Origin of the sequence: Streptomyces sp. CB02923, from assembly GCF_001905005.1 — a bacterium.
Lineage (GTDB): Bacteria > Actinomycetota > Actinomycetes > Streptomycetales > Streptomycetaceae > Streptomyces.
This window is the reverse complement of sequence record NZ_LWKZ01000012.1, coordinates 701826-722960: the sequence shown is the minus strand read 5'-3', so window position 1 is coordinate 722960 and position 21135 is coordinate 701826. Positions and strand designations below refer to the sequence as shown.

At 74.4% G+C, this 21135-nt stretch carries 16 protein-coding genes; 11 read left to right on the top strand and 5 right to left on the bottom strand.

Going from position 1 to position 21135, the window contains the following annotated elements:
* Positions 1–4: 4 nt before the first annotated feature.
* The gene (locus A6A06_RS41675) at positions 5–148 is read right to left on the bottom strand and encodes a hypothetical protein (protein ID WP_199930870.1); all 144 of its coding nucleotides are present in this window, start codon (positions 146–148) and stop codon (positions 5–7) included.
* Positions 149–431: 283 nt separating this feature from the next.
* On the opposite strand from A6A06_RS41675, the gene A6A06_RS14670 reads away from it, so the two are divergent.
* The 9 genes from A6A06_RS14670 to A6A06_RS14630 all read left to right on the top strand — a co-directional run bounded on the left by A6A06_RS14670 (position 432) and on the right by A6A06_RS14630 (position 12306).
* Positions 432–1379: a DUF3068 domain-containing protein gene (locus A6A06_RS14670; RefSeq protein ID WP_073761632.1), complete on the top strand. Its 948-nt coding sequence runs from the start codon at positions 432–434 to the stop codon at positions 1377–1379.
* Positions 1380–1612: 233 nt separating this feature from the next.
* Positions 1613–2905, top strand: coding sequence for a glycosyltransferase family 4 protein (locus tag A6A06_RS14665; RefSeq protein WP_073761631.1), 1293 nt, complete (start codon positions 1613–1615; stop codon positions 2903–2905).
* A 7-nt stretch (positions 2906–2912) separates the two neighbouring features.
* A complete protein-coding gene (locus A6A06_RS14660) occupies positions 2913–3638 on the top strand; it encodes a class I SAM-dependent methyltransferase (protein ID WP_073761630.1) in 726 nt (241 codons plus the stop codon).
* Complete coding sequence (locus tag A6A06_RS14655; RefSeq protein WP_073761629.1) at positions 3635–8191, top strand: alpha-(1->3)-arabinofuranosyltransferase domain-containing protein; 4557 nt, start codon at positions 3635–3637, stop codon at positions 8189–8191. The genes A6A06_RS14660 and A6A06_RS14655 overlap by 4 nt, the downstream gene beginning before the upstream one ends.
* Positions 8188–9690 carry a condensation protein gene (locus A6A06_RS14650; protein WP_073761628.1) on the top strand — a complete coding sequence of 501 codons (1503 nt, stop codon included), beginning with the start codon at positions 8188–8190 and terminating at the stop codon, positions 9688–9690. The genes A6A06_RS14655 and A6A06_RS14650 overlap by 4 nt, the downstream gene beginning before the upstream one ends.
* On the top strand, positions 9687–10463 hold the full coding sequence (locus A6A06_RS14645; protein ID WP_073761627.1) for a class I SAM-dependent methyltransferase: 777 nt from the start codon (positions 9687–9689) through the stop codon (positions 10461–10463). Before A6A06_RS14650 ends, A6A06_RS14645 begins: the two co-directional genes overlap by 4 nt.
* Positions 10464–10467: 4 nt before the next feature.
* Positions 10468–11409: a hypothetical protein gene (locus A6A06_RS14640; protein ID WP_242440732.1), complete on the top strand. Its 942-nt coding sequence runs from the start codon at positions 10468–10470 to the stop codon at positions 11407–11409.
* Complete coding sequence (locus tag A6A06_RS14635; RefSeq protein WP_073761626.1) at positions 11406–11651, top strand: Trm112 family protein; 246 nt, start codon at positions 11406–11408, stop codon at positions 11649–11651. The genes A6A06_RS14640 and A6A06_RS14635 overlap by 4 nt, the downstream gene beginning before the upstream one ends.
* A gap of 37 nt (positions 11652–11688) precedes the next feature.
* A complete protein-coding gene (locus A6A06_RS14630) occupies positions 11689–12306 on the top strand; it encodes a hypothetical protein (RefSeq protein ID WP_073762157.1) in 618 nt (205 codons plus the stop codon).
* On the opposite strand, the gene A6A06_RS14625 is transcribed toward A6A06_RS14630, so the two are convergent.
* Positions 12286–14697, bottom strand: a complete 2412-nt coding sequence (locus tag A6A06_RS14625) for an ATP-binding cassette domain-containing protein (RefSeq protein ID WP_199930868.1) — start codon at positions 14695–14697, stop codon at positions 12286–12288. The two genes, A6A06_RS14630 and A6A06_RS14625, sit on opposite strands and share 21 nt — an antisense overlap.
* Positions 14698–14758: 61 nt before the next feature.
* Here A6A06_RS14625 and A6A06_RS14620 point away from each other — a divergent pair, with 61 nt between their 5' ends.
* A complete protein-coding gene (locus tag A6A06_RS14620; protein ID WP_073761625.1) occupies positions 14759–15817 on the top strand; it encodes a helix-turn-helix transcriptional regulator in 1059 nt (352 codons plus the stop codon).
* 87 nt (positions 15818–15904) lie between these two features.
* Positions 15905–16936, top strand: coding sequence for a rod shape-determining protein (locus A6A06_RS14615; protein WP_073761624.1), 1032 nt, complete (start codon positions 15905–15907; stop codon positions 16934–16936).
* A 77-nt stretch (positions 16937–17013) separates the two neighbouring features.
* Here A6A06_RS14615 and A6A06_RS14610 read toward each other — a convergent pair whose 3' ends face one another.
* The 3 genes from A6A06_RS14610 to A6A06_RS14600 form a co-directional block, all read right to left on the bottom strand.
* Positions 17014–17610 (bottom strand): histidine phosphatase family protein, encoded by a 597-nt coding sequence (locus tag A6A06_RS14610; RefSeq protein ID WP_073761623.1) that lies wholly within the window; start codon positions 17608–17610, stop codon positions 17014–17016.
* Complete coding sequence (gene trxA, locus A6A06_RS14605) at positions 17603–18004, bottom strand: thioredoxin (protein ID WP_073761622.1); 402 nt, start codon at positions 18002–18004, stop codon at positions 17603–17605. Before trxA ends, A6A06_RS14610 begins: the two co-directional genes overlap by 8 nt.
* Before the next feature lie 133 nt (positions 18005–18137).
* Positions 18138–21101, bottom strand: coding sequence for a molybdopterin-dependent oxidoreductase (locus A6A06_RS14600; RefSeq protein ID WP_443333751.1), 2964 nt, complete (start codon positions 21099–21101; stop codon positions 18138–18140).
* Between the last annotated feature and the right edge of the window lie 34 nt (positions 21102–21135).

The window sequence follows — 21135 nt, the reverse complement described above, 5'->3', positions numbered from 1 at the left end:
CCCCTCAGGGCGTCCGGTCGAAGGTCACCAGGGGTACGTTCGGCTGTTCGGGCGTGGCATCCAGGGCGGCGACGATGCCGAGGGCGGCACCGACGGCGAGGGCGACGGCGGCCAGCGAGGTCAGTACGGCGGCGAGCAGTCTGTGCATGGCGCGGCGAGCCCCTTCGTGGCAGGTACGTCGAGGGTTGCGCAGCGCACCGGCCCGGTCCGGCCCGGTCCGCGGACGGCCTCGGGCGCACGCGCGACCGCACATCGGCGGCCGCGGTGCCGTACCGCGCCGGCGGGGTGCCGGGCCGCGGCGGCCGCGGTGCCTGCCGAGTGTGTGGGGGCATTGACGGCATGTCAAGCATTCGCCTACGGTTCCCGCCCGTTCACCCGGACCACCGCCACGCCGCACGTGCACTGCCCCCGCCGCCTTCAGGAGTGCCCGTATGCGTAAGACCGCCACACCCTTTTCCCTGGTCCTGCTGGGACTCGGCGTCTTCCTCCTGGCACTCGCCCCGATGCTCGTCTGGTACGTCTCGCCGCGCGCCCAGCGCACCCCGGTGGACGTCGACGTGACCACCGTCTTCTCCGGCACCGGCAGCTACTTCGACACGGAGACGCTGCGCACCAGGAACAAGCAGAAGATCACCATCACCCGGCACGTGCTGGGGGACGTGGCGGAGAGCGAGCGCAGCGGGCGGGCCGTGTGGGACGTGTCCACGACCGTCGACACCCCGGTGACGCTGGAGCTGAGGGATCCGCGCAAGGCGTTCCAGTGGACGCTGGAGCGGTGGGTCACCGACCGGCGCACCAACGCCCCGGTGCACTGCTGCGAGGAGGCGCCGACGCGCTTCGAAGGGGACGCGTACCTCAAGTTCCCCTTCGACGTGCAGCCCCGGACCTACCGCTGGTGGGACAACACCCTGGGCGCCGCGGTCCCGCTCCGCTTCGCCGGCACCAAGCACGTACAGGGGTACGAGGGGTATCGCTTCACGGGAACCGTCGAGCCCACCAGGACGGGCAGCCGCCAGGTGCCGGGGCGGCTGGTCGGCCGGCCGGCGCAGGGCCAGGTCCAGGCCGAGGAGTGGTACGCGAACAGCGGCATCGAGCTGGTCGTCGACGCGCGTACCGGCCGGATCATCAACGCGTCGATCTCGCCGCACAAGACGCTGCGGGCGCCCGGCGCACGGGCCGACGCGGTGACCCTGCTCCGCGGGACGGGGATCGAGTTCACGCCCGCGACGCAGCGCAGACAGGTGGCGCTGGCGGACGCGGACAGCAGCAAGCTCAAGACGGTCGGCGAGACGGCTCCGCTCGCGGCGGCCGTGGCGGGCGGCGGATTGACGCTCTTCGGGGTGGTGCTGGTGATACGGGGGAGGCGGCGGTTCAGCTGATCCTGCGCGAAGTGATGAGGCGTCAGGCGGAACCGGGGCGGAAATTGTCACGCCGGTGAGTAGCCGCATCGAACAGGGCGGCGAAAACTATCCAGCTCACCCACCCGCGTCCCCGCACCTCGACCCCCGCCCCGCCCCGTCCGCAGCCCCAGGCCGGCAGGTCCGCACGGCTCAGTACGCAGTACGTCCCCCCACACCACTGGTACCGCACCCTGAGACGAGTTGGAGCGCACATGCCCCAGCACGTACGACCGCCCTTGTCCGCCGAACCGCCCGCACACCCGGCACGCTCCGTACCACCCGCACACCCGGCACCACCCGCACACCCGGCACCGCCCGCACGCTCCGTACCACCCGCTCACCCCGCACCACCCGCACGCTCCACAGCGTCCGCACCCCCCGCACCACCCGCCCGGCACACCCCCGCACCCGCGCCCCCGCTCCCCCGCCGCATCGTCTTCCTCGCCCGCCGCGACCTGGGCAACCCCGCCGCGGGCGGCTCCGAGCTGCTCGTCGACCGCATCGCCGAGGGCCTGACCGCGCACGGCCACGAGGTCACCCTGCTGTGCGGCGGTCCCGCCGCCGACCGCGGCTACCGGGTGGTCTCCGCGGGCGGCGACGCCGGGCACTACCTGCGCGTACGGCGGCAGTTCAGCCGCCGGGTCGGCGCGTGCGACCTGCTGGTCGAGGTGTGCAACGGGATGCCGTACCTGTCCCCCCTGTGGCACAGCGGACCGACGCTGTGCCTGGTCAACCACGTCCACACGGACCTGTGGGGGATGCGCTACCCGGCACCCGCCGCCCGGCTCGGCCGCCGGCTGGAGCACTGGGCGCTGGCGGGCACCCACCGCGGCAACCTCATGGTCGCCGTGTCGGGGTCGACGGCCGCCGCGCTGCGCGGGCTCGGTGTGGAGCGGGAGCGCATCCGGCTGGTGCACAACGGCGTGGAGGAGCCGGGGCCGCTGCTCCCCGAGTCGCCGGAGCCGCTGTTCCTGGCCATGGGACGGCTGGTCGAGTACAAGCGCGTCGATCTGCTGCTGCGCCTGTGGGAGCGGGTCCGGCCGGTCACCGGCGGCCGGCTGGTGATCGTCGGCGACGGCCCCGAGCGGGGCCGCCTGGCGGCCATGGCCGGTCCCGGCGTGCACTTCACCGGCCGGATCAGCGAGCAGGACAAGCACGAACTCCTCTGCCGCGCCTGGCTGCTGCTGCATCCGTCGCTGGTCGAGGGCTGGGGGCTGGTCGTCATGGAGGCCGCCGCCCGGCACACCCCGGCCGTCGGATTCGACATCCCCGGGCTGCGCGACTCGGTCGAGGACGGGGTGACCGGACTGCTGGCGCGCGGCGAGAGTTCCTTCGCCGCGCACTGGTGCACCCTGGCGCTCAGCCGTCCGCGCCGCCGGGCCCTGGGTGCCGCCGCCGGGCAGCGGGCCGCGCGGTTCCGGTGGAGCGCCACGGTCCGCAGCTTCCGGGCCGTGGCGGCCGAGTCGTACGCCGAGGCGCACCTCGACCTCCCCGCCGGGCGGTGATGCGGAGGTGCGGGACCCTTCCCTGCGCAGATCTCTCACCCTCTTCCGCGCCTTCCTGCGCGAGCAGCACGACCCCGAGCACTGTTACGGCCTGCTCGCGCGGGACGCCGCCGACCAGATCGAACGGTACGAGCCGCTGTCCGGCCGCGTCGTCGCGGACATCGGCGGCGGCAGCGGGCACTTCACCGAGGAGTTCCGGCGCCGCGGCGCGCACGGCTACCTCTTCGAGCCCGACCTGCGCGAACTGACCGCCCGCGGCCGCCCGCCGCGCGGCGCGGTGCTCGCCGACGGCTACCTCCTCCCGCTGGCCGACGGCGCCGCCGACGTCTGCTTCTCCTCCAACGTCCTGGAGCACGTCGCGGACCCGCAGACCTTCCTCAGCGAGCTGGCGCGGGTCACCCGGCCCGGCGGCCTGATCTATCTGTCGTTCACCAACTGGCTCTCCCCGTGGGGCGGTCACGAGACGGCGCCCTGGCACTACCTGGGCGCCCGGCGGGCCCGCGAGCGCTACCGGCGGCGCACCGGCCGGCCCGCCAAGCACACCCTGGGCGAGAACCTCTTCGCGCTGCACGTCGGCCGGACGCTGCGCCAGGTCAGGGCCCGGGACGACGTACGGATCGTGACGGCCAGGTCCCGGTACGCGCCGTTCCTCGCCGAAACGATCCCGCGCCTGCCGGGCGTACGCGAAGTAGCCACCTGGAACCTCCTCCTCATCCTGCGGCGGTTGCCATGACCCAGACACTCGTGTCCAGCTCACCGGGATCGCCGGACGCCGGTGGCACCCCGGCGTCCGCGCCGGGCGCGCCGCCGCCCGGACCGCCACGGTCCCGGCGCTGGCTCGTGGCGTTCTGGGCCGTCGCCTTCGTGCTCTTCCTCGTGCCGTCCTCCGGGAAGATGACCTTCGAGACGAAGCTGGGCGTGACCACCGACCCCTGGCGGTTCCTGGGCGACCTGGGACAGCTGTGGCACGACCGGGCGGGGTTCGGCGGCATCACGGACCAGTACGTCGGCTACGCGTTCCCGTCCCTGCCGTACTACGCCCTGACGGACCTCGCGCACCTCCCGGTGTGGCTCGCCGAGCGGCTGTGGATGTCGCTGATCGTCACCGCCGCCTTCTGGGGCGCGCTGCGGCTGGCCGAACGGCTGCGCGTCGGCTCCCCGCCGGCCCGGCTGCTCGCCGCCACCGCGTACGCGCTGTGGCCGACGTTCACCATGGTCGTCGGCTCCACGTCGGCCGCCGCCCTGCCGGGCGCGCTGCTCCCCTGGGTCCTGCTGCCGCTCACCGGCCACCGCGTCACACCGCGCCTCGCCGCCACGCGCTCCGCGCTGCTCATCCCCTTCATGGGCGGCGTCAACGCGGCCTCGACACTGGCGTCGCTGCTGCCCGTCCTCCTGTACGTGCTGACGCGTACGGGCTCCCGGCGCACATCGCTGCTGGTGTGGTGGCTCCCGGGTGTCGTCCTGGCGACCGCGTGGTGGGCGGTGCCGCTGCTGCTGCTCGGGGTGTACGGCGAGAACTTCATGCCGTACATCGAGCAGGCCGGGACCACGACCGGCACCATGTCGGCGACCGAGCTGCTGCGCGGCGCCGGGAACTGGACCGGCTACCTCAACTTCGGCGAACCCTGGCTGCCGGCGGGCTGGACCATGGCCGCGGGCGCCGCCGCCATCCTCGGCTCGGCGCTGGCCGCCGCTCTGGGCCTGGCCGGGCTGGCCCGCCGGGACGTGCCGGAGCGGCGCTGGCTGCTGCTGACCGTGCTGGTCGTGGCCGGTATCTGCCTCACCGGGTACGCCGGTTCGCTGGGCGGCCCGTTCCACGGGCTGTGGCAGGACTGGCTGAACGGCTGGCTGCGGCCGTTCCGCAACATCTACAAGTTCCAACCGGGTCTGGCGCTGGCCCTCGCGTTCGGCCTGGCGCACCTCGTCGGGGTGGCAGGCGAGCGGCGCGGCACCCGGCGCGTCGCCGGACGCCGCCACGTCCCGCTGATCGTCGCGCTGCTGACGGTCCCCGCGCTGGCCCTGCCGTACCTGAACGGCACCGTCCTCCAGCCCGGCGCCTTCAAGAAGCTGCCCTCCGCCTGGGAGCGGACCGCCGACTGGCTGAAGCAGAACACCCCCGACAACCGCGCCCTCGTCGTCCCCGCCACCGCGCACGGCATCTACACCTGGGGCTCCCCCATCGACGAGCCCCTGGACGTGCTCGCCCGTTCCCGGTGGGCGCAGCGCGACTTCGTGCCGTTCGGGACGCCGGGTGTACGGCGCGCCCTGGACGCCGTCGAACAGGCGCTGATGTCCGGCTCCGAGGTGCCGGGACTGCGCGACTACCTGGGCCGGGCGGGCCTGTACGACGTCGTCGTCCGCAACGACCTCGACCCGGACCAGATCGGGTACGTACCGACGCAGACCGTCAAACGCACCCTGGAGGCGTCCGGCTACCGCAAGGCCGCCGCGTTCGGTCCGCCGACCACGGACGGGAAGATCGCCCCCGACACCCCCGTGCAGATCCAGGGCCTGTACCCGCGCCAGCGGTCGGTGGAGATCTACGAACCGGTGGGCACCCCGCGGCCGGGACCGGTCACCGCCCGGCCGGTCGCGGACACGGCCCAGGTCAGCGGGGGGCCGGAGGCGCTGCTCCCGCTGTCCGCCGACCCCACGCTGCGCCACCGCCCGGCCGTGCTGACCGGCGACAACCACCCGGGCGTCGGCACCCCGCCGCTCCAGCTGACCGGCGACGGGCTGCGCCGTGCCGACACCCGGTTCGGACTGGTCAACTCCAACACGTCCTATACGTACACGCCCGGCGAGCACAATCACCCGGACAGCGTCCAGGACGCCGGGCGCCCGCCGCGGCAGATCCTGCCCGCCGAGGGCATCGCCCACCAGACCACCGGGGTGCTGCGCGGCGCCTCCTCCGTCACCGCCTCCAGCAGCGGCAACTGGCTCTTCCACCTGCCGCAGTACGACCCGGTGCACGCCTTCGACGGCGATCCGGGCACCGGCTGGGCCGAGGGCAGCGCGGGCGAACCGGTCGGCCAGTGGCTGCGGATCAGCTTCACCCGGCCCACGTTCGTGCCGACCACGATCGCGCTGACACCGCTGCCCGGTGACGGGATGCGCGCGGCGCCGACGTCCGTACGCGTCGAGACCGACCGGGGCGGGGTGGACGGCCAGCTGCTGACCAACGGGGCGAAGCAGCAGGTCAGGGCACCGGCAGGGGTCGCGAAATGGCTGAAGATCACCATCACCGGGTCGCAGACGCCGCGCGCCGGGCTGTCCGGCGCGGGCTTCTCCGAGGTGTCGGTACCGGGCGTGCAGGTCACCCGGCTGCTGCAACTCCCGTCGGACGCCGAGAAGTCGACGGCACCGGCCGCCACGTACTCCCTGCACCGCGGCAGCGACCCCGGCGGCCTCTCGCCGGTCTCCGCCGAGGTGGGGCTGCACCGCCAGTTCCGTACCAACAACGACTCGTCGTACGAGGTCGCGGCGCGGGCCCTGGCCGTACCGGGACCCGAACTCGACCGGCTGCTGGACCGCTCGGCACCCCGCCAGAAAGCACGGATCACCGCCACCGCCGACTCCACCAGCTTCGGCTCCGGCCGCTCGCTCAGCCCCCGCAACCTCGTCGACGGGGACCTGACCACCGCCTGGATCGCGGGCGACCGGCCGACCCTGCACCTGCGCTGGCCCGGAAAGCGCGCCATCGGCCAGATCGTGCTGGCCGCCGCGGGCGGCATCTCCACCCGGCCCGAACAGATCCTGGTCAACTCCCCCGACGGGGCCGCGACCGCGGGCGTCGACGAGAACGGCCAGGCCCGCTTCGACCCCATCACCACCGACCGCCTCGACATCACCATCAGCAAGGTCAAGGAACTCACCGTCCACAACCCGGTCGCCGACCAGGCACTGCAACTGCCCGTCGGCCTGAGCGAGGTCTACATCCCGGCGCTGGACGCGCTGCGCACCCCGCCGCCCTCGGCCGCCGACCGGTTCACGCTCGCGTGCGGCGAGGGCCCGCCGCTGGCCGTGGACGGCACCCTGCACGCCACCCAGGCCTCCGGATACGTCCGCGACCTGACCGAACGGCGGCCCGTCAGGGTCGAACTGTGCGCGGGCGAAGCGCGCGACGGGCGCCTGCAACTCCCCTCCGGACAGCACCGGGTGGAGGCCGGCGACCAGGGGCCGCTGGCCCTCACGGACATCACCCTCAGCCGTGGCAGCGCCCCCGCTCCCACCACCGAGCTGCGGACGGTGACGGCCCGGGACTGGGCGGGCGACCAGCGGTGGGTGCAGGTGGGCACGGGCGCCGCCGCCTATCTCCAGATGTACGAGAACGCCAACGCCGGCTGGCACGCGACGCTCGACGGGCGCGAACTGTCACCGGTACGGCTCGACGGCTGGCAGCAGGGGTTCCTGGTCCCCGCGGGCAGGGGCGGGCTGGTGAAGCTGTCGTACGAGCCGTCCACGACGTACGACATCGGGATGCTCGGCGGCGCACTCGGCATCGCCGTGCTCATCGGCTCCGCCCTGGTACGCCGTACGCCACGCACGCCACCGGAGCCGCAGGCGCCGCCCGCGCCCTCCTGGGTGCTGGGCGCCGTCGCGCTCACGGCGGTCGTGGCGCTCGCCGCCGGCCCGTACGCGGTGATCGTGCCGGTGCTGGTGCTGGCGGCCCGGTTCCGGCCGGGGCTGCTCGTGCCGGTCGCGCTCCTGGCCATGGTGGGCGCAGGCATCACCGCGGCCCTCGGCGCGGGCGAACCGGCCGCCGCCGACGCCGGGGCCTTCAGCGCCGCGGCGCAGGCGCTGGCGCTGCTGGCGCTGGCGGCGGCGGTGGTGACGGTGCCGGGCGCGCGGGCGCGGCGCGGGGCGCATGCGGGGGCGGTGCCGGGGCCGGGCGGAGAGACGGCGGTGGTTGGGGCGGGGGCGTCGGGGGCGTCGGAGACATCAGAGGTGTCGGAGACATCAGGGACGTCGGAGGCATCAGGGGCGGAAGGGGCCGGGGCGCCCTCGCCCCCGTTGCCGAGGCGTCGGCGGCGGCGGGCCGCGCCGGAGGGCGAACCGGAGGGCGAGCCGCCGCAGGAGACGGGTCCGGGGAATGCGTCGCCATCCGGCCCGTCAGGCACGCCCGGCCCGTCGGATCCGTCAGGCCCGCCGGATCCGTCAAGCCCGCCGCCATCGGATCCGTCAGGCCCGCCGCCGCCATCGGACGCCCCAGGCCCGCCGCCACCATCCGACGCACCAGGCCCGTCAGCCCCATCGGACCGCAGCGGGGAGGAACCCACCCGATGACCGCACTTCAGCCCGCTCGGCAGGAACCGGCCGGGGACGGGCCGCCCGGTGCGGCGGACCGGACCGTACGGCGGATTCCGTTCCCGGTGGTGGACGAGATCACCCGGCACTGCCTCACGGACGACGAACCGGAGACCGTGCACATCGAGGTGCATCTGCCCGGGAGGCCGGATCGCGGCCGGCTGCGGGCGGCGTTCCGGGAGGCGCTGTGCCGGCACCCCCGCATCCTGATGCGCCAGGCCCCGCACCGCTGGTGGCGGCGGCGGTACGCGTGGGAGCTGACCGGCGTGCCGGACGTGGACCCGGTGGTCTTTCCGCCGCCGGGCCCGGACGCCCTCGAACGGGCCCGGGAGCGGGCACTGGCCGACTGCCCTCCACTGGACGCCTCGCCGCCGGTGCGCCTGGAGGTCATCGAGGGGGAGCCGCGGGGCGGGGGCGACGGCACGGTGCTGCTCGTCACCATCAACCACACCGCCCTGGACGGCCCGGCCTGCCTGCGGGTGCTGGCCACCGCCGCCCAGCTCTACGGCGGCGCCGACAACTCCCCGGCGCCCCCGCCCGTACGCGCCGCGGGGACCGCCGGGGGCGCCGCGGGCGGGGTGCCGCCGGACACACCACCGCTCGGCGGGCACCGCCTGGAACGGCCGGTACGCATCGCCGCCGACCACGGACGGCACCACGACGGGCGGCACGGCGCGACCGGCAGCGGCAGCGGCAGCGGCAGCGGCAGCGGCGGTAACAACACCGGTAACGGCATGCTCATCGCCGAACTGCCCGTGCCCGCCCGGCCGCCCCGCGCCGGCGGCGTCGCCGCCTTCACCGTCAACGACCAGCTCCTCGTCGCCACCTGCCTGATGGTGGGCCGCTGGAACCACGTCCACGGGCAGCGGAGCGCCCCCGTCGTCGTCACCATGCCGGTGGACGACCGCCCACGCGGTACGGACATGCCCATCGGCAACGGCACCCGGCTGGTCTCCGTCGGCTTCGGCCCGGCGGAGGAACGGGATGCCGCGCTGCTCACGGCCGATCCCCCCGACCCGGCGGCGGTCGCCCGGCTGCTGCGGAGCACCGCGGCCCGCACCCGGTCCCTGAAGGCCGCACCGGGCTCCCAACTCGGCGTCGGCGCGGCCCTGCTGACCGCGCCGGTACTCCCCGTCGGCGTGCGCGGAGTCCTCACGCGGGCACTGCGTACCGCCGCCGCTCCGCTGGCGTCCACCACGCTCCTGTCCAACATCGGCCGCATCCCCTACCCGCTCGACTTCGGGGACGCGGGGCGCCCCACCGCCGTGTGGTTCTCGGCCCCGGCCCGTATGCCGCGCGGCCTGACCGTCACGACCGTCTCCGTCGGCGGGCGCGTCCAGCTCGCCCTGCGCTGGTCGCGCGCGCTTCTGGACGACGAGGCGGGCGCCCGCCTGGGTGCCCTCTTCGCCCGGTCCCTCGCGGCCACTTCCTGGTCGCCGGAGACCGGCGGGGACGGGGCGGAAGGAGCCGCGCCGTGACCCGGCAGGCCGCCGCCACCGCCCGGGGCGGTGCGGGGAGCGAACCGCGCGACGGGCTGCGGGAGTTCTACGAGAACCCCGCCGTGCCCGTCGCCTCCGGTGACGCCCGCAGCCGCCGCCAGGCGCTGATGCTGGCCCGCGCCCTGGGCCCCGTACGCCCCGGCGCGACGGCCGCCACCGTCCTGGACGTCGGCTGCGGCGACGGGAGCGCGGCCGCCGTCGCGGCCGGTGTCCTGCGCGGCCACCGCATCGTCGGCGTCGACTGGTCACAGGACGCGCTGCGCCGCGCCGCGGCCCGTGTCCCGTACGCCGTCCGCGGTGAACTGGGCGGCGGTGGGCTCCCGTTCGCGGACGGCAGCGCAGACGCCGTCCTCTTCAGCGAGGTCATCGAGCATCTCGTCGACCCCGACGCGGCCCTCGACGAACTGCGCCGGGTACTGCGTCCCGGCGGTCACCTGATGCTGTCCACCCCCAATCTCGCCGCCTGGTACAACCGCGGGCTCCTGCTCGCGGGGGTCCAGCCCGTCTTCTCGGAGGTGAGCATGCGAGGCATCCACGGCCGGCCCGGCACCCAGGTGGTCGGCCATCTGCGCCTCTACACCGCCCGCGCGCTGCGCGGCTTCCTGCCGGCCTGCGGCTTCGAGGTCGTACGGATCGCGGGGGCGCCGTACCACGACGTGCCGCGTCCGCTGCGGCCCCTGGACCGCGCCGCCTGCCGGCTGCCTTCGCTGGCCTCCGTCCTGCTCGTCCATGCCCGCCGGAGAAGGGAGTAGGGCAGTGCCGTGGTGGGGCGTGGCGTCCGCGCTGATCGCCAACGTCCTGTACAGCACCGGGTTCGTGCTGGAGAAGCGCGCCCTGTCCGCGCTGCCCGCGCTCAGCACCCGGCGGCCCGCCCGGCTCGTCCGCCACCTGCTGGGCAGCCCGCTGTGGCTCGGCGGCTCGCTCGCCCTCGCCGCCGGTTTCGCCGCCCAGCTCGCGGTCTACCGCACCCTTCCCATCGCCGCCGCCCAGGGCATCTTCGTCTCCGGTCTGGTCCTGCTGCTGCTCCTGTCCTCCGTCTTCCTCGGCGAGCGCACCACCGGCCGCGAGCGGCAGAGCATCCTGGCGATCCTGCTCGCGCTCGGCATGGTCGTCGCGTCACTCCAGGGCAGCGGCGCCGGAACCGTCACCCGCACCGCCCCCACCGGCACCCTGCTCGCCATCGCGCTGCCCTCGCTGGCCGCGGGGCTGTGGCTGTACGGGTCCGCCGAGCGGCGCGCCAAGCGCCGTCACCGCCAGCCGGCCTCGGGCGTCCCCTACGGCGTGGCCGTCGGCCTGGTCTACGGCGTCAGCTCGCTCGCCATCAAGGGCGTCTCCGGACTGCTGGACGCGGACGACCCGGCGGGCGCCGTCCGTGACCTGTTCACCTCCCCGTATCCGTATCTGCTGCTGTTCACCGGAGCGGTGGGCCTGGTGCTGTCGCAGACCGCGCTCCAGCGCTGCCGTGCCTCCCTGATCGTCCCCGTCTGCACCACCGTGACCTGCGTCTTCACCGTCGCCTGCGGCACGGTCGCGTTCGGCGAGCCGCTGCCCTCCGACCCGCTGCGGCTGGCCCTGCGCCTGGGCGGCACCGCCGTCGCCGTGCTCGTCCTGCTCGCCCTCCCCCGCCAGGACGCCCCGCCCACGGAGCTGGCGCTGAATCCCCCCTCTCCCTCCCCCTCGCAAGGAGTTGAGCCGTGAGCCCGGACGACCCGCTGCTGAAGATCCTCGCCTGCCCGATCGACAAGGGCCCGCTGTCCCTGCTCGTCCCGGACGACGTCCTCTACAACCCGCGGCTGCGCCGCCGTTACCCGATTCTCGACACCATCCCCCAGCTCCTCCCCTCCTGCGGTGAACAGGTCACCGAGACCGAACACGAAGCCATCCTGCGCCGCCTCCCCCCGGACGAACGCCCACCCGACGAGCCCGGCGAGCCCGGCTAGCCCCCGCCCGGACCCGCTGTCCGCGAACATGTCCATCATGGACCCCACCACTGACAACGGACCGGCCGGCGAATCCGGCGCCGGCCCCGGCGGGCCTGCCGACGGCCCCCGCGCCTTCCAGCTCGTCCTGCTGCGCCGCATGGCCGACCACCAGCCCGGCCTGGTCGAGGACGCGCTGCGCACCCTCGGCGCCTCGCGCGCCGACCTGCGCGAGGCCAACCGCCGCTGGCAGGCGTGGAGCCACTCGCCCCGGTCGCGCGGCGCGGTGCAGCGCTACCGCTCGCTGCTCGGCCGCCCCGAGTCCGTCACCGCCCGCCGCATCGGCGACCTGACCTGCGAGGCGCTGACCTGGCCCGTACCGCTCTGGCCCGATCTGCGCTTCGAGGTCCTCACCGGCCCGCAGGGCACCGCGTGGAACGCGTGGCTGGTGCGGGCGCCGGGCGCCCCCGCCCCCGCGCTGCGGACCACCGACGACCTGGTCCCCTGGTCCTGCACGGTCGACGAGGTGGCCCGCGCCTTCGCCCCGGCCCGCCCCATGGAGGGCACCGCCCCCACCCGCTGGCGGCTCGCCTTCACGGCTCCCGACGCGAACGGCGAACCGCGGGACACCGTCGCGGAGTTCACCTGGGGCCTGCTACAGCGCACCCTTGAGTGAGGCCCGCAGGCAGGCGGCCGTGGCCGAGCCGCGCGCCGCCAGCAGGTCGCGGGGCGTCCCGGCGAACACGATCTCGCCGCCGCGCCGCCCGCCGCCGGGCCCGAGGTCGACCACCCAGTCCGCCCGTTTGACCACGTCGAGGTCGTGCTCGATCACCAGGACGGTGTTGCCGCCGTCCACCAGCCGGTCGAGCAGCGCCAGCAGCCCCTCCACATCGGCCATGTGCAGCCCGGTGGTCGGCTCGTCGAGCACGTACACGCTCCCCGTACGGTGCAGCCGCGTCGCCAGCTTGAGGCGCTGCCGCTCACCGCCGGACAGGGAGGACACCGGCTGGCCCAGCGTCAGGTAGCCGAGCCCGACCTCGACCAGGGCCGTCAGCTTCCGTACGGTCCCCGCCGCCTCGTCGGCACCGGCCGCAGCGGGGCCGCCCGCCCCGAAGAACCCGCCCGCTCCGGAGAACCCGCCCGCTCCGAAGAATCCGGCCGCCTCCTCCGCCGTCATCTCCAGCACGTCCGCGACGGACCTGCTGCGCAGGGTCAGCGCGAGTACCTCGTCCTTGAAGCGCCGCCCCCGGCACGCCTCGCAGGTCGTGGCCACCGGGTCCAGGTACGCCAGGTCCGTGTGGATCACCCCGCGCCCCCGGCACTCCTCGCACGCCCCCGCCGCGTTGAAGCTGAACAGCCCCGCCGGCACGCCGTTCGCCCGCGCGAAGAGCGCGCGCACCGCGTCCATCGCCCCGAGGTAGGTGGCCGGTGTGGACCGCGCGGACACCCCGATCGCCGACTGATCGACCACGACCGCCTCCGGGTGCGCGCCCACGAACGCCTCGGACACCAGCGTGCTCTTGCCGGAGCCCGCCACTCCCGTGACGGCCGTGAGCACTCCGGTGGGCACGTGGAAGTCCACCCCTTTGAGGTTGTGCAGCGTCACGTCCCGTACGGTCAGCCGGCCGTCCGGCGTGCGGACGTCCTCCTTCACACCCGTCACGCGCCGCAGCCCGCGCCCGGTGGGCGTGTCGGCCGCCGCCAGTCCGCGCACCGTCCCGGCGAAGACCACCTCCCCGCCGTGCGTCCCGGCCCCGGGCCCCATGTCCACCACGTGGTCCGCGATGGCGATGACGTCCCGGTCGTGTTCGACGACGAGGACGGTGTTGCCCTTGTCGCGCAGGCGCACCAGGAGGTCGTTGAGCCGGCGTATGTCGCCGGGGTGCAGCCCGGTGCTCGGCTCGTCGAAGACGTACGTCATGCCCGTCAGGCTGCTGCCCAGGTGGCGTACCGTCTTCAGCCGCTGCCCCTCACCGCCGGACAGGGTGCCGGCCGGGCGGTCGAGGCTGAGGTGGCCGAGGCCGATGTCGACGAGCCGGTCCAGCGCGGTGACGGCGCGCGCCGCGATGGCCGCGCCCACCGGCTCCTCGTCCGGACCGATGCCCCGCAGGACCTCCCTCAGCTCGGTGGCCTCCAGTGCCGCCATGTCGGCGATGGACCGCCCCGCGATCCGGGATTCCAGCGCCGCAGCGGTCAGCCGCGCCCCCTGGCACTGCGGGCAGGTTCCCTCCCGTACGAAGCCGCGCACCATGTCCCTGGTCTTCTCGGCGAGCGCCGACAGGTCCCGCTTCACATAGCGCCGGTCGAAGTTCTCGACCAGTCCCTCGTACGTGTTGTTGTAGGCCCGCTCACCGCGCTTGACCGTGAAGCCCTTGCCGTACAGGAGGAGGTCCCACTCCTCGGGCGGGTACCGGTCCAGGGGCCTGTCCGGGTCGAAGAGGCCGGAGGTCGCGTAGATCTGCCAGCCCGCCGTGCCGACGGCGAGCGGCGGGAAGCGGATCGCGCCGTCGTTGAGGGAACGGCCGGTGTCCAGGAAGCGGTCCAGGTCGATGCGGGTGGTGCGGCCCAGTCCCGCGCACCCGGGGCACATTCCCGCGGGGTCGTTGAAGGAGTACGCGGTGGCCTCGCCGGCGCTCGGCGTGCCGCAGCGCGAGTAGAGCACCCGCAGGATCGCGTAGATGTCGGTGAGCGTGCCGACGGTGGAACGCGCGCCGCCGCCGAGGGGCCGCTGGTCCACGACGATCGCCGGGGCGAGTCGCTCGATGGTGTCGGCCTTGGGCCGTTCGTGTTTGGGCAGCTGGTTGCGTACGTACCAGGTGAAGGTCTCGTTGAGCTGGCGCTGCGACTCCACCGCCACCGTGTCGAAGACCACCGAGGACTTGCCCGAGCCGGACACCCCGGTGAAGACGGTGATCCGCCCCTTGGGGATCTTCAGGTCCACGTCCTTGAGGTTGTGCTCGCGCGCCCCGGTGATGGTGATGCAGTCGGTGACGGTGACAGGGACGGTGTCAGGGCCGGTGCTGATGCCGCGGCCGGGGACGGTGGTATCGGCGTTCTGTGCTCCCATACGGCCACGCTAGGAACGAAGCAGGTCAGAACATGGCCGCCTTCTCCGGCACTCTGGAGACATGAGCGACACCCCGGCGCGCCTCCTGAAGCTGCTCACGCTCCTCCAGACCGGCCGCGAGCGGACCGGCGGCGAACTGGCCGAGCGGCTCGGCGTCAGCCCGCGTACGGTCCGCCGCGACATCGACCGGCTGCGCGGCCTCGGCTACCCCGTGGACGCGGCCATCGGCGCCGTCGGCGGCTACCGCCTCGCCTCCGGCACCGCGATGCCGCCGCTGCTCCTGGACGACGAGGAGGCCGTCGCCATCGCGGTGGGGCTGCACGCCGCGGCGGGCGGCACGGTCGCCGACGTGGCGGAGACCTCCCTAAGGGCCCTGGCCAAGCTGGAACAGGTGCTGCCCGCCCGGCTGCGGGACCGGGTCACCGCCCTCCAGGAAGCCACCGTCCCGCTCTACGGCCTGCTCACCGGCGGCGGCGAGGCTCCCGCCACCGACCCGGCCGTGCTGACCACCCTCGCCGCCGCCTGCCGCCGCCGTGAGCGGGCGCGCTTCGCGTACGCGGCGGCGGACGGCGCCCCGAGCAGGCGGCACACCGAGCCGTACCGCCTGGTCAGCGCGGATCACCGGTGGTATCTCGTCGCGTACGACCTGGACCGTGCGGACTGGCGTACGTTCCGGGCCGACCGGATCAGCGGTCCGCGGCCCACCGGCGCCCGCTGCGTACCGGACCGCCGGCCGCCCACCCCCGACGCCGCCGCGTTCGTCGCCGAGTCCATCACCAGCCACCGCGCACGGCACCGGGCGCTGGTCACCCTGCACACCACTATGGAGGACGCCGCCGCCCGCCTCCCCGCGGGCACCGGCCTCCTCGAACCGCTCACCCCGGACTCCTGCCTGCTGCGCACGGGAGGCGACGCGCTGGACTGGCTCGCGTACCGGCTCGGCCTGCTGGGCGTCCCCTTCGAGGTGCACGAACCGCCGGAACTGGTCGCCTACTTGCGCGACCTCGGCACCCGGCTCCTCAACGCCTCGCACCGCACCTCGCCCCCGCCGGCCCTCACCGACCCACCGGACCCGCCGGACTCCGCGTCCCCCAACCGGACCTCCTCAACGCGCACCTGACGACCCGTTGGCACACGATGGCTTACGAGTGGCCGCCGGCGGCCACTCGGCCCGTACTGCCGAACGCTCCTCAGGGAGGCACCCTTCATGACCGCCAGCCTGGCACAGCTGCTCCGTTGCTCGGTCGCCGTCGACCTGGGCGCGGCCCGCACCCGGATGTACGTCAAGAACCAGGGCCTGCTGGTGGACCAGCCGACCGTCGCGGCCGTCAACATCCGCACCGGCGCGCTGATCGCCGTCGGGGACCGCGCGGAGGTGATGGACGGCCGCACGCCGGACCACATCCGCGTCGTGCGCCCGGTCTCCGGCGGCACCGTCGTGGACATCGACATGGCCCAGCGGCTGCTGCGCAACCTGGTCGACGACAGACTGCGCAAGGCGTGGCGGCGCAGGCCCACCATGCGGGCCGCGGTCTGCCTGCCGTACGGCAGCGAGCCGCTGGCGCAGCGGGCCGCGGTGGAGACGCTGAACGGGATCGGCGCCCGCCGGGTGGAGATGGTCGACACCCTGGTCGCCGCGGCCGTCGGCTGCGACCTGCCGGTGGAGCAGCCCGAAGCCACCATGATCGTGGTGTGCGGGGCGGGCACGACGCAGATCGCGGTGCTCTCGCTCGGTTCGATCGTCGCGGCGGAGACCGTCCCGGTGGGCGGCAACGCCATCGACCACGCCGTCGTCCAGCATCTGAGGCTCCAGCACAAGCTGATGCTGCCGGGTCAGTCCGTACGGCCGCTGCACCTGATGCTCTCCGGCAACGGCGACCTGGCGGCGGGCCCGACGGAGGTGCACGGCCGGGACGTGGTCAGCGGGCTGGCCCGCTCGGTCATGGTCGAGACCGAGCCGGTCCAGCGCGCCATCGCCTCACCGCTGACGACCATCCTGGACGGGATCGGGTCGGTGCTGCGCCGCTGCCCGCCGGACCTGGTGGCGGACCTGGGCGAGCGCGGCATCATGCTGGCGGGCGGCAGCGCGCTGATCCCCGGTCTCCAGTCGATGATCCGGCAGGCCACGACCATGCCGGTGCACATCGCGGACCGGCCGGACACCTGTGCGGTGCTGGGGCTGGGGGCCATGATCGAGGGCAAGGTGGAGCCCCTGCACCTCGATCCGATGGCCTCCTGAGGAGCCGGTACGACCGCCTCCTGAGGAACCGGTACGACCGGGCCACGGTCACCGTGGCCCGACCCCGGCCCCGCCGCTCACAGCGTCCGGGTGTTCCAGCCCACGACCGCGGGCCGCCCGTGTTCCGAGCCGAGCACGCCCACCGCACCCGTCTCGAAGGTGAACAGCGCGCCCGCCGACGCGGGCAGGCCCAGCCGACGGGCCGTCAGCACCCGCTGAAAATGCCCGTGGCCGACCAGCACCACGTCGCCGTCCGCGGTGCGCAGCTGCTCGGCGATACGGCCCAGCACCCGGTCGGCGCGCGCGCCGACCTGCGCCGGCGACTCGCCCGGGTGCTCCGGGGGGCCGGCGGCCACGCCGTCGGTGAACAGGAACCAGTCGGGGCGGGTCCGGTGGATCTCGTCGGTGGAGATGCCCTCGTACCCGCCGTAGTCCCACTCGCTCAGATCGGCGTCGATCTGCGGTTCCGGCAGTCCGACCAGCTCGGCCGTGCGGCGGGCCCGCCGCAGCGGGCTGCTGAGCACGGCGCCGATCTTCCGGTCCGCCAGGACCGTTCGCAGGCTGCGGGCCTGCTCCTCACCGCGGGCGGTCAGCGGCAGGTCGGTCCAGCTGGTGTGCTGGCCCGATCTGCTCCACTCCGTCTCGCCGTGGCGGATCAGGAGCAGTTCATTCACCGGCGGCCTGCCCCTCCTGCTTCTGGGCCTCCTGCTTCTGGGCCTCCTCGACGGAGGCGCGGACCTCGTCCATGTCCAGGTTGCGGGCCTGGCCGATGACGTCCTCCAGGGCCTCCTCCGGCAGGGCGCCGGGCTGCGAGAACACCGCGACGTTCTCGCGGACGATCATCAGGGTCGGGATCGACTGGATCTGGAAGGCGGCCGCCAGCTCGGGCTGCGCCTCCGTGTCGACCTTCGCGTAGACCAGGTCGTCATTCTTGTCGGACGACCGTTCGAAAACCGGACCGAACTGCTTGCACGGGCCGCACCACTCGGCCCAGAAGTCGATCAGGACGAAATCGTTGCCGGAGACGATCTCGTCGAAGTTGTCCTTGGTGAGTTCTACCGTGCTCATGCTTGTTTCCCTGCTTCCGGTTCCGGTCCGTTGTCGGTCCCGCCGCGACAACAGGTTCATCCCATGACCTATTCCGCACGCCGGACCGTCGTGCACCCCTGCCCAGCAAACGCCGTCCTATCCATACGATTTTTCACGGCCGTACGGCCCCGCCCCGGACGCCCTCGCAGGCCAGCGCGCACCACACCCGGTCCCGGGCCAGCGGCAGCGCGGTGCAGCGCACCCCGGTGGCGGCACGGAGCGCGTTGGCCAGGGCCGGGGCGACCGGATTGAAGGGGCTCTCGCTCATGGACTTCGCGCCCACCGGACCGATCGCGTCGGCCGTCGGTGTGAAATACACCTCGGTACGGGGTACGTCGGCGAAGGCGGGCAGCCGGTACTCGCGGAACGCGGCGGTGCGCACCGCGCCACACCCGTCCAGCCGTACGTCCTCGAAGAGCGCCGACCCCAGCGCCTGGGCCACCCCGCCCTCGACCTGCCCCCGGCACTGCATGGGATTGATCACGGTCCCGGCGTCCGCGGCGTGCACGCTGCGCAGGACGCGGATCTCCCCGCTGTCCGGGTCGACCGCGACGCGGAACCAGTGCGCGTTGAAGGCGACCGTGCGCGGCGTACCGGCGAAGTGCCCGAACCCGGCCGGCGGCCCGCCGCCCTCGCCCGCACCGACCTCCTCCGCACCGGCCTCCCCCGCACCGGCCTCCTCAGCACCGCCCTCCCCCGCACCGGCCTCCTCCGCGCAGCCCGCCTCATACAGCTCCGCCAGCGTCACCCGGCGCTCAGCGGCCCCCTCCCCCACAGCCCCCTCCCCCACGGCCCCCTCCCCCGCAACCACCGCGTCCGCCGTCAGCACGCACTCCGCGCGGCGGACGCCCAGGCGGCGGGCGGCCCGGTCCCGGAGCAGACCGGCCAGGGACCGGGCCGCGCGCAGCACGGCCCGGCCGACGACCACGGTCCCGGCGGAGCCGAAGGCGCCGGTGTCGTGCCCGACCGCGTCGGTGTCGGCCTGCCGTACGGCGATCCGCGCGCCGGTGGTGCCGAGTTCACCGGCGGCGATCTGGCGGAGCGCGGTGGTGGCCCCGCTGCCGGATTCGGTCGTCCCGACGGCCAGTTCGTACGTACCGTCGGCGGCGAGCGTGACCCGGGCGTCGGCGAGGTGTCCGCCGGGCCCGTTCGCGGCGATCATCGACAGCGCGCTGCCCTCGCCGACCAGCCAGCCGTCCGGTGCGGCGGGCGCCCCGGACGCGGCCGCCTCGCGCACCACCGCCAGGCACGCGTCCAGCCCGTAACTGCCGATGCGCAGGTCGGTCTCCCCGCCGACCACCGTCTCCAGCGCGTCGCCGGGCCGCACCACGTTGCGTTCCCGCAGCACCAGCGGGTCGATGCGCAGCCGCCGCGCCAGTTCGTCGAGCGCGCTCTCCAGCGCGAAGACGACCTGCCCGAGCCCGTATCCGCGGAAGGCGCCGGCCGGGACGGTGTGGGTGTAGACGGCGAACCCGTCCGCCTTCTTGTTCGGGCAGCGGTAGAGGGCCAGGGCGTCGCCGCAGCCGTGCAGCAGGACGGACCGGGCGTGGTTGCCGTAGGCGCCGGTGTCGGACACCACGTGCAGGTGGAGCGCGGTGAGGGTGCCGTCCCGGCGCGCGCCGATCCTGACCCGTACGGTGAACGGGTGCCGCATCGTGGCGGCGTGGAACTGCTCGGCCCGGGTGAACTCCAGCTTGACCGGGCGGCCGGTCCGCAGGGCCGCCAGCGCCACGACGTCCTCGACGAGCATCTCCTGCTTGCCGCCGAAGGCGCCGCCGACCCGCCCCGCGACGACCCGGACCGCCGTGGAGGGCAGGTCCAGCAGCGCGCAGAGGGAGCGCCGCACGAGGAACGGCACCTGCGTACTGGTACGGATGACCAGCCGCCGGGCCGGTCCGGCACCGTCCGGCGCCGCCTCGAAGCAGGCGAGCGCGCCGTGCGTCTCCAGGCTCGCGTGCTGGGCCCGCTGCGTGCGGAAGGTCTCCTCGTACACCTCGTCGGCCGCCGCGAACCCGGCCTCCGCATCCCCCGTCTCCCCGTGCACCTCACCCGCCACATTGGCCGCGGGCCTGGCGATCCCGGCCCACGCCCCTTTGTCGTGCACCACGGGAGCGCCCGGCAGCATCGCCTCCTCCGGGGTGCGGACCGCGGGCAGCACCTCGTACGTCACCTCGACGCGGCGGCAGCCCTCCTCCGCCGCCGCCTCGCTGTCCGCGAGCACCGCGGCCACCCGCTGGCCCACGTGGCGGACCGTGTCGTCCAGGAGCCGGGTGTCGTACGGATCGTCCCGCGGGTGCTCGTGCTGGGCGGTGGAGAAGTGCCGGTCGGGAGCGTCGTGGTGGGTGAGGACCGTGTGCACGCCCGGCACCCGCAGCGCGGCGCGGATGTCGACGGCGGTGATCCGGGCGTGGGCGTGCGGTGAGCGCAGCAGCTTCATGTGCAGCAGGCCCGGCAGGGCGCCGGTGTCGAGATCGAAGGTGAAGCGGGCCGTGCCGGTGACCACATCCGTACCGCCGGGCGCGGGGGCGTTGCGTCCGACAGTGCGCCCGGCCGCCGTGTCCTCGGTGTGCCGGACCCCCCGTACGGCGTCCTCGACGGCCCGGTAGCCGGTGCAGCGGCACAGGTTCCCCTTGAAGGCGCGCGGCAGGTCGGCGAGCAGCCCGTCGTCGAGCGCCGCGGTGGTCATCACGAACCCGGCGGTGCAGAATCCGCACTGGAACCCCTGCGCCTCCAGGAACCTCCGCTGTACGGGATGGAGTTGGCCGCTCTCCGCATCGGCCAGCCCCTCGACGGTGGTGACCGACCGCCCTTCGGCCCGTACCGCCGGATACACGCAGCTGTGCACCGGCTCGCCGTCCACATGCACCGTGCACGCCCCGCAGTCCCCGGCATCGCACCCCTTCTTGACGCCGAACCAGCCGCGCTCGCGCAGGTAGGTGCGCAGACACTGGCCGGGGCGGGGGACGGCGTCGGTGGCGGTGCCGTTGACCTCGGCGCGGAAGGCGGCACGGGGATGTGGCCGTGCGGGCGGGGGTGGGAGCGGGGGCGGCGCAAGCGGCTGCGGGGCCGCGCCCAGGACCGGAGCCGAAGCCAGGACCGGAACCGGGCCC